Source organism: Streptomyces sp. bgisy100 (genome assembly GCF_057709105.1).
In genome coordinates, this window is record NZ_JBYITE010000097.1 from 1 (window position 1) to 7,198 (window position 7,198).

7 protein-coding genes and 1 pseudogene are annotated in these 7,198 nt (G+C 70.1%); 5 read left to right on the top strand and 3 right to left on the bottom strand.

Annotation, left to right across the window (positions count from 1 at the left end):
* Nucleotides 1–43 precede the first annotated feature (43 nt).
* Nucleotides 44–1,249 (bottom strand): NAD(P)-dependent malic enzyme, encoded by a 1,206-nt coding sequence (locus tag AC3EQ1_RS31130; RefSeq protein ID WP_351515382.1) that lies wholly within the window; start codon nucleotides 1,247–1,249, stop codon nucleotides 44–46.
* Nucleotides 1,250–1,758: 509 nt separating this feature from the next.
* On the opposite strand from AC3EQ1_RS31130, the gene AC3EQ1_RS31135 reads away from it, so the two are divergent.
* From AC3EQ1_RS31135 to AC3EQ1_RS31145, 3 genes are read left to right on the top strand one after another with little or no spacing between them, the layout of a single operon-like run.
* Nucleotides 1,759–2,721, top strand: a complete 963-nt coding sequence (locus AC3EQ1_RS31135; protein WP_432097659.1) for an ABC transporter substrate-binding protein — start codon at nucleotides 1,759–1,761, stop codon at nucleotides 2,719–2,721.
* Nucleotides 2,722–2,776: 55 nt separating this feature from the next.
* Nucleotides 2,777–3,721 carry an amino acid ABC transporter permease gene (locus AC3EQ1_RS31140; protein WP_432097660.1) on the top strand — a complete coding sequence of 315 codons (945 nt, stop codon included), beginning with the start codon at nucleotides 2,777–2,779 and terminating at the stop codon, nucleotides 3,719–3,721.
* Nucleotides 3,718–4,479, top strand: coding sequence for an amino acid ABC transporter ATP-binding protein (locus AC3EQ1_RS31145; RefSeq protein ID WP_432097661.1), 762 nt, complete (start codon nucleotides 3,718–3,720; stop codon nucleotides 4,477–4,479). The genes AC3EQ1_RS31140 and AC3EQ1_RS31145 overlap by 4 nt, the downstream gene beginning before the upstream one ends.
* 167 nt (nucleotides 4,480–4,646) lie before the next feature.
* On the opposite strand, the gene AC3EQ1_RS31150 is transcribed toward AC3EQ1_RS31145, so the two are convergent.
* The gene (locus AC3EQ1_RS31150; RefSeq protein WP_432097662.1) at nucleotides 4,647–5,426 is read right to left on the bottom strand and encodes a class I SAM-dependent methyltransferase; all 780 of its coding nucleotides are present in this window, start codon (nucleotides 5,424–5,426) and stop codon (nucleotides 4,647–4,649) included.
* Nucleotides 5,427–5,555: 129 nt separating this feature from the next.
* On the opposite strand from AC3EQ1_RS31150, the pseudogene AC3EQ1_RS31155 reads away from it, so the two are divergent.
* A pseudogene (locus AC3EQ1_RS31155) lies at nucleotides 5,556–6,014 on the top strand (CGNR zinc finger domain-containing protein); the annotation flags it as partial.
* 44 nt (nucleotides 6,015–6,058) lie between these two features.
* Here the strand turns inward: AC3EQ1_RS31155 and sodX are convergent.
* Complete coding sequence (gene sodX / locus AC3EQ1_RS31160) at nucleotides 6,059–6,592, bottom strand: nickel-type superoxide dismutase maturation protease (RefSeq protein WP_432097663.1); 534 nt, start codon at nucleotides 6,590–6,592, stop codon at nucleotides 6,059–6,061.
* A 124-nt stretch (nucleotides 6,593–6,716) separates the two neighbouring features.
* Here sodX and sodN point away from each other — a divergent pair, with 124 nt between their 5' ends.
* Nucleotides 6,717–7,112: a superoxide dismutase, Ni gene (gene sodN, locus AC3EQ1_RS31165; RefSeq protein ID WP_351515376.1), complete on the top strand. Its 396-nt coding sequence runs from the start codon at nucleotides 6,717–6,719 to the stop codon at nucleotides 7,110–7,112.
* Nucleotides 7,113–7,198: the final 86 nt, after the last annotated feature.

Here is a 7,198-nt window from a genome sequence, read left to right on the forward strand (position 1 = left end):
CCGGGTCCGCCGGAGGCACCGGCGGACGCGGAACACGCGGTGACTACCGGCGGGCGACGCCCTCGGCCCGCGCGGCCGCCGCGACCGCGGCGGTCACGGCCGGCGCGACCCGCTCGTCGAACGGCGACGGGATCACCTTGTCCGCGCTCAGCTCGTCGGCCACGACGGCGGCCAGCGCCTCCGCGGCGGCCAGCTTCATGCCCTCGGTGATCTGCGAGGCCCGCACCTGCAGGGCGCCCGCGAAGATGCCCGGGAAGGCGAGCACATTGTTGATCTGGTTCGGGAAGTCGCTGCGCCCGGTGGCGACCACGGCCGCGTAGCGGGCGGCGACCTCGGGGTGGATCTCCGGGTTCGGGTTGGCCATGGCGAAGATCAGCGAGTCCTTCGCCATCGTCGCGACCGCGGACTCCGGGACCGTGCCGCCGGAGACGCCGATGAAGACGTCCGCACCGTCCAGCGCGGTCTCCAGGGAACCGGAGAGCCCGGCCTTGTTGGTGAAGCCGGCGAGCTCCCGCTTGACGTCGGTGAGGTCCGAACGGTCCTGGCTCACGATGCCCTTGCGGTCGCACACCGCGACATCGCCGATGCCGGCCTCGACCAGGATCTTGGCGATGGCGACACCGGCCGCACCCGCGCCCGAGATCACCGCGCGCAGCTGGCCGAGCGAGCGGTCGGTGAGCTTGGCGGCGTTGCGCAGCGCGGCGAGGGTGACCACCGCCGTGCCGTGCTGGTCGTCGTGGAAGACGGGGATGTCCAGCCGCTCCTGGAGCTTGCGCTCGATCTCGAAACAGCGCGGCGCGGAGATGTCCTCCAGGTTCACTCCGCCGAAGGACGGGGCGAGCCGGACGACGGTGTCGACGATCTCGTCGCTGTCCCGGCAGTCCAGGGCGATGGGAACCGCGTCCACGCCGCCGAACTGCTTGAAGAGGATGGCCTTGCCCTCCATCACCGGAAGCGACGCCTCCGGCCCGATGTCGCCGAGCCCCAGCACCGCGCTGCCGTCCGTCACCACGGCCACGACCTGGGACTTCCAGGTGTAGTCGTGGACGAGCTCCGGCTGCTCGGCGATGGCGCTGCACACCTTGGCGACGCCCGGCGTGTAGGCGAGGGACAGGTCGTCCCTGTCACGCACGGGCACGGTGGACTGGACGGCCATCTTGCCGCCCCGGTGCAGTGCAAAGGCCGGATCGAAGAGCCCTTCGCCGTCCGTCTCTCCGTCACTGCGAGGATTCACGATCTCCGCTGCCACTTTGTTGACCCCTTTGTCGATTCTGTTTGAGGGTAGACCGCCCCGGGTTGCGGGACGGGCGGGCACCGCGTCCGATGCCCTGCTTGGCGGATGGCCCGCCGCACAGGGAGTAGTACGGACGCCGGGCGCGCCGCACACGCGCCCTGAGCCCCGGGTGAGGGGTGTAAGGGTCTTTTCTACCGGACGCGCGGAGTGATGGACGAGTGACTTCCATTGCAGCGCCGCGTCAGAACGCCCCGTTTGCCGTGATAGCAGCAAAAGGCGAATAAGCAGCCACGAGTGGCGGCAATCAGGACATGGCACGCGGTATCGCACCGCGCCATGTCCCACACGTCCCGGTTGTCGGGACGGTCCTGCGGTCGGGGAGGGTCACCCGTTATCCGATTTTGACATGACTGGCGCCCTGTTCGCGGCCGTCCGGATGGCAAGATGCGCGCATCACACACGGTGGCTGGTTCCGAAAGAGCGTTCCCGCCACCGGATCCCTTCACATGCAGGAGGACCCAGCCATGACCGCAAGCTACACGCGTCGCTCGGCCGCCCGCAGGTCCCGGATGGCCGCCGCCGGCGCGATCGCGGTCACCGGAGCCCTGCTGCTCACCGGATGCGGTGACCAGACGGACCAGGGCGGCAGCGGCGACACCGCCACCGTCGGGGCCAAGGCCCCGCTCTTCTCGAAGCTGCCCAAGGAGATCCAGGACTCCAAGGTCGTCAAGGTCGGCTCGGACATCGCGTACCCGCCGGTCGAGTTCAAGAAGGGCGGCCAGACGGTCGGCCTCGACCCGGACCTGGCCGACGCCCTGGGCAAGCAGCTCGGCGTGCGCTTCGAGTTCCAGAACGGCACCTTCGACACCCTCCTCACCGGCATGCGCTCCGGCCGCTACCAGATGGTCATGTCCGCCATGACCGACACCAAGGAGCGCCAGAAGGGCATCGACCCGGAGACCGGCAAGAAGGTCTTCGAGGGTGTGGACTTCGTCGACTACTTCTCGGCCGGTGTCTCGATCTACACCAAGAAGGGCGCGTCCGAGTCCATCAAGACCTGGGACGACCTCTGCGGCAAGAAGATCGTCGTCCAGCGCAACACCGTCTCCCACGACCTCGCCAAGGACCAGTCGGCGAAGTGCAAGAAGGACGGCGGCAAGGCCATCGCCACCGAGGCCTTCGACACCGACGTCGAGGCCCAGACCCGGCTGCGCGCGGGCGGCGCCGACGCGGGCGCGAGCGACTACCCGGTCGCCGCGTACGCGGTGAAGACCTCCGGCGGCGGCAAGGACTTCGAGATCGTCGGCGACCAGGTGGAGGCCGCGCCGTACGGCATCGCGGTGGCCAAGAAGGACACGCAGCTGCGTGACGCGCTGCAGTCCGCCTTCGCGGCGATCATCAAGGACGGCGAGTACAAGAAGGTCCTCGACAAGTGGCAGGTCCAGGACGGCGCGGTCACGGAGGCCAAGGTCAACGGCGGTTCCTGAGCTACGGCGTCCCCCGGATCCGTAGAACTCGCCAGGAACGCTGAAAGGCACACCCGTGACAACTCTCGACAAGACGGGGCCGAACGACGCCCCGCCCCCGGGCGGCCGGCCCGAGGACATCAAGGCCGTCCCCATCCGGCACTACGGCCGGTGGATCTCCGGCATCGTGGTGCTGGGCCTGCTGGCGCTGCTGGTCAACGCCTTCGCCGGCGCGGACATCAACTGGGACGCGATCCCGGAGTTCATGTTCGACCCCACGGTCCTCGAAGGCCTGTGGAAGACCCTGCTGATCTCCGTGCTGTCCATGGTGATCGGCCTGGTGCTGGGCATCGTGCTGGCCGTGATGCGGCTGTCGAAGAACCCGGTCACCTCCTCGGTGGCCTGGGGTTACATCTGGTTCTTCCGGGGCACCCCGGTCTTCGTCCAGCTGATCCTGTGGTTCAACCTCGCGCTGGTCTTCCCGTACATCAACCTCGGTTTCTACCGGGACGAGATGACCGACTTCATGACCCCGTTCATGGCCGCCCTGCTGGGGCTCGGCCTGAACGAGGCCGCCTACATGTCGGAGATCGTCCGGGCCGGCATCCAGTCGGTCGACGAGGGACAGAGCGAGGCGTCCCACGCGCTCGGCATGACACACGCCAAGACCCTGCGCCGGGTCGTGCTGCCGCAGGCGATGCGGGTCATCGTGCCGCCGACCGGCAACGAGTACATCAACATGCTCAAGACGTCCTCGCTGGCCGCCAGTGCCTGCCAGTACGACGAGCTGCTGCGGTCCACCCAGAACATCGGGCAGACCTCGGGCGCGGTGGTGGAGATGCTCTTCCTCGCCGTGTTCTGGTACCTCGTGCTCACCAGCGTCTTCAGCATCGGCCAGTACTACCTTGAAAGGCGCTACGCCCGCGGCTCACTGCGGTCCCTGCCGCCCACCCCGCTCCAGCGGATCAAGGTGAACCTGGCTTCCTTCAGCAACCGCCCCTCGGGAGGTGCCGGCGTATGAGCGCGATGGTGAAGGCCGAGGGCGTCCACAAGTCCTTCGGCGCGGCCCACATCCTCAAGGGCATCGACCTGGAGGTCGCCCCGCGCGAGGTGTTCTGCCTCATCGGGCCGTCGGGCTCGGGCAAGTCCACCTTCCTGCGGTGCATCAACCACCTGGAGAAGATCAACGCCGGGCGGCTCTACGTCGACGGCGACCTGGTCGGCTACCGGCAGAAGGGCGACAAGCTCCACGAGCTCAAGGACAGCGAGGTCGCTCTGCGGCGCCGGGACATCGGCATGGTGTTCCAGCGGTTCAACCTCTTCCCGCACATGACGGCGCTGGAGAACGTCATGGAGGCGCCCGTCCAGGTCAAGGGCGAGACCAAGGCCGTGGCCCGGGAGCGGGCCCAGCGGCTGCTGGACCGGGTCGGACTGGCCGACAAGGCGCGGAACTACCCGTCCCAGCTCTCCGGCGGCCAGCAGCAGCGGGTGGCGATCGCCCGCGCCCTGGCCATGGAGCCGAAGCTGATGCTCTTCGACGAGCCGACCTCGGCCCTCGACCCGGAGCTGGTCGGCGACGTGCTGGACGTCATGCGCGGACTCGCCGAGGACGGCATGACGATGATCGTCGTCACCCACGAGATGGGCTTCGCCCGCGAGGTGGGCGACGCGCTGGTCTTCATGGACGACGGCGTAGTGGTCGAGTCCGGCCACCCGCGGGACGTGCTGACCAACCCGCAGCACGAGCGCACCAAGGGGTTCCTCTCCAAGGTGCTCTAGCGGTACGGACGGCGCCCGCCGCGGGGAACCTACCGCGCGGGGCCGGGCCGGAGACGGCGGAATCCCGGGCCCGGACGATCACGTCCGGGCCCGGGATTCACGGTGTCAGGGGCTTTGCGGGCCCCCAGGGCCGGTGCGGCGGCACGGCCCCGCCGCACCGGCCACGGCTACTTCAGCGCCAGCACCGCCGCGTCCGACGGCGAGCACCACACGGTCCGCGCCTCGCCGAAGCCCGCCGCCCGCAGCGCCCCGGCGTGCGCCGCGGCCGACTGCACCTCGCCGTCGGCGTGGTCGCCGTCGGACGGGTTGCCGAAGATCCGGAAGCGCTCGGCCGCCGGACCCGCGAGGACCGGATCGGCCGCCACTTCACGCCACCAGCCCTCCCAGTCCTGGACGCCCGCGGCCTTCTCCCGCTCCTGGCGCGCGTTCCGGAAGAGGCGCTCCGCCTCGTTGATCCGGGGCGTCGACACGTCGGGCATGTGGTCGGCGTTGACGAAGACGCCGCCGTCCCGGAGCACCCCGGCGAGCTGCCCGTAGAGGATCCGCAGCCGGTCGTTCGTCAGCCAGTGCAGCGCCGTGGCGGTCAGCACCGCGTCGTACCGCCGGTGCGGCAGCCGGGTCGTCCACTCCGGGTCCGTCAGGTCCGCGGTGACGAACTCGGCCCGGGACTCGCCCTCGAAGGAGCCGCGGGCGATGGTCAGCAGCGCCGGGTCGAGATCGACGCCGGTGCTGACCGCCCCGGGGAAGCGGCGCAGCAGCCGGGCCGAGATGCTCCCGGTGCCGCAGGCGAGATCGAGCACCTTCGGCTCGGGGCCCACCAGCGCCTCGACCATGTCGAGCATCACCCGGAAGCGTTCCTCGCGGTCCGGGAGGTACCACTCCTGCTGGCGGTCCCAACTGGTCTGCCAGGCTGTCCAGTCCGCGCGTGCGGCCGCCGTCTCCGTCATACCGATCCTCCGAACCGTCCGACCAGTAATACCCTCGAAGCAGACTCGGTCGTTACTCCGAGCGCCACCGACCCTAGACCGCCGCGGTAAGGACTACAAGTGGAACTGGCCTATTACTCGGACTACGCCGTGCGCCTGGTCAACAGCGAGGACCCGGTCCAGGGCACGGACGAGCTGACCTCGGTCGAGGCGGTGCGGGAGCTCTTCGGGCCGGCCGCCCAGGCGGCCCGCCGGACGACGGAGGCGGACGTCACCCGGCTCCGGGGCGTCCGGGCCCGGCTCCGGGCGGTCTTCGAGGCGGCCGCCGAGCACGACGAGGTACGGGCGGTCGACCTGCTCAACGCACTGCTGATGGAGTTCCCGGTCAGCCCGCAGATCTCGGGACACGAGCTGCGGGACGCCGACGGCCGCCCCGACTGGCACCTGCACATCGCCGACCACCCGGCGAACGCCACCGCCGGCTACGCGGCGACGGCCGCGATGGGTCTCGCCTTCCACCTCACCGAGCTGGGCGTCGACCGGCTCGGCATCTGCCAGGCCCCGCCCTGCCGCCGGGCGTACCTCGACACCTCGACCAACCGCTCCCGGCGCTACTGCTCGGACCGCTGCGCGACCCGCGCCAACGTGGCCGCCTACCGGGCCCGCAAACGCCTGGAGGGCGAACGGTCCGAACCCGGCGCGGAGCGCACGGACCGGCCCGGACGCACCGAGCGCACCGGCCCCAGCGGCCGGACGGCCGAGGCCGCCCAGGACAGCAGCGCCGCCGGCGACCGCTGACCCTTCAGCGCGCGCGGCGGCCGCAGCCGCACCCGGGCGCGGGCCAGCACCAGTTCCTCGGGGACGGCGCCGAACTCCCGGCTGTCGTTCTCCACGAACGGGTTGTCGCCCAGCACCCACCAGCCGCCCGGGCGGCGTTCCACGGCCCGCTTCACGATCATCAGGTCCTGCTGCATCGGGTGCCGCAGCACGATGACGTCCCCCGGGCGCACCTCGGCGCCGTACTGGACCACCAGCTGATCACCGGGGTACAGGGTCGGCACCATGGACGGTCCGACCACCTCGGCGAGCCCGTACGGCAGGGCTCCCCGGGGCGGCCGGCCCCGCTCCGGCTCGCGTTCGTACCCCTGCGACCGGCCGCCCTCCGGCATCCGGCACCTCCCGGTCATTCGCTCCACGCTTACCAGCCTGACACCGGACTTTCGTCCTAGGCCCCCTGGGGCGCCCGAGAAAACGCCTCCCGCACGGAGTAATGTCCCACCTGAGAAGACGATCACGAGGAAGGACAGCTCTATGCTCTCCCGCCTGTTCGCCCCCAAGATTCAGGTCAGCGCCCACTGCGACCTGCCCTGCGGCGTCTACGACCCGGCTCAGGCCCGCATCGAGGCAGAGTCCGTCAAGGCGATCCAGGAGAAGTACCAGGCCAACGAGGACGCGGCCTTCCGCACTCGGGCCCTCGCCATCAAGGAGGAGCGCGCTGAGCTCGCCAAGCACCACATCTCGGTGCTGTGGAGCGACTACTTCAAGCCCCCGCACTTCGAGAAGTACCCGCAGCTGCACCAGCTGGTCAACGACGCGCTGAAGGCCGGCAGCACCGCCAAGGGGTCCACCGACCCGGCGACGGGCCAGAAGCTGCTGGACCTCATCGCCGAGATCGACAAGATCTTCTGGGAGACCAAGAAGGCCTGATCACGGCGGGCCGGACCGGCCGGGGACAGCGTTCCCCCGGTCACGCCCGGCCGACAGCACATCCCGGAAGGGCCCGACCGCCATCG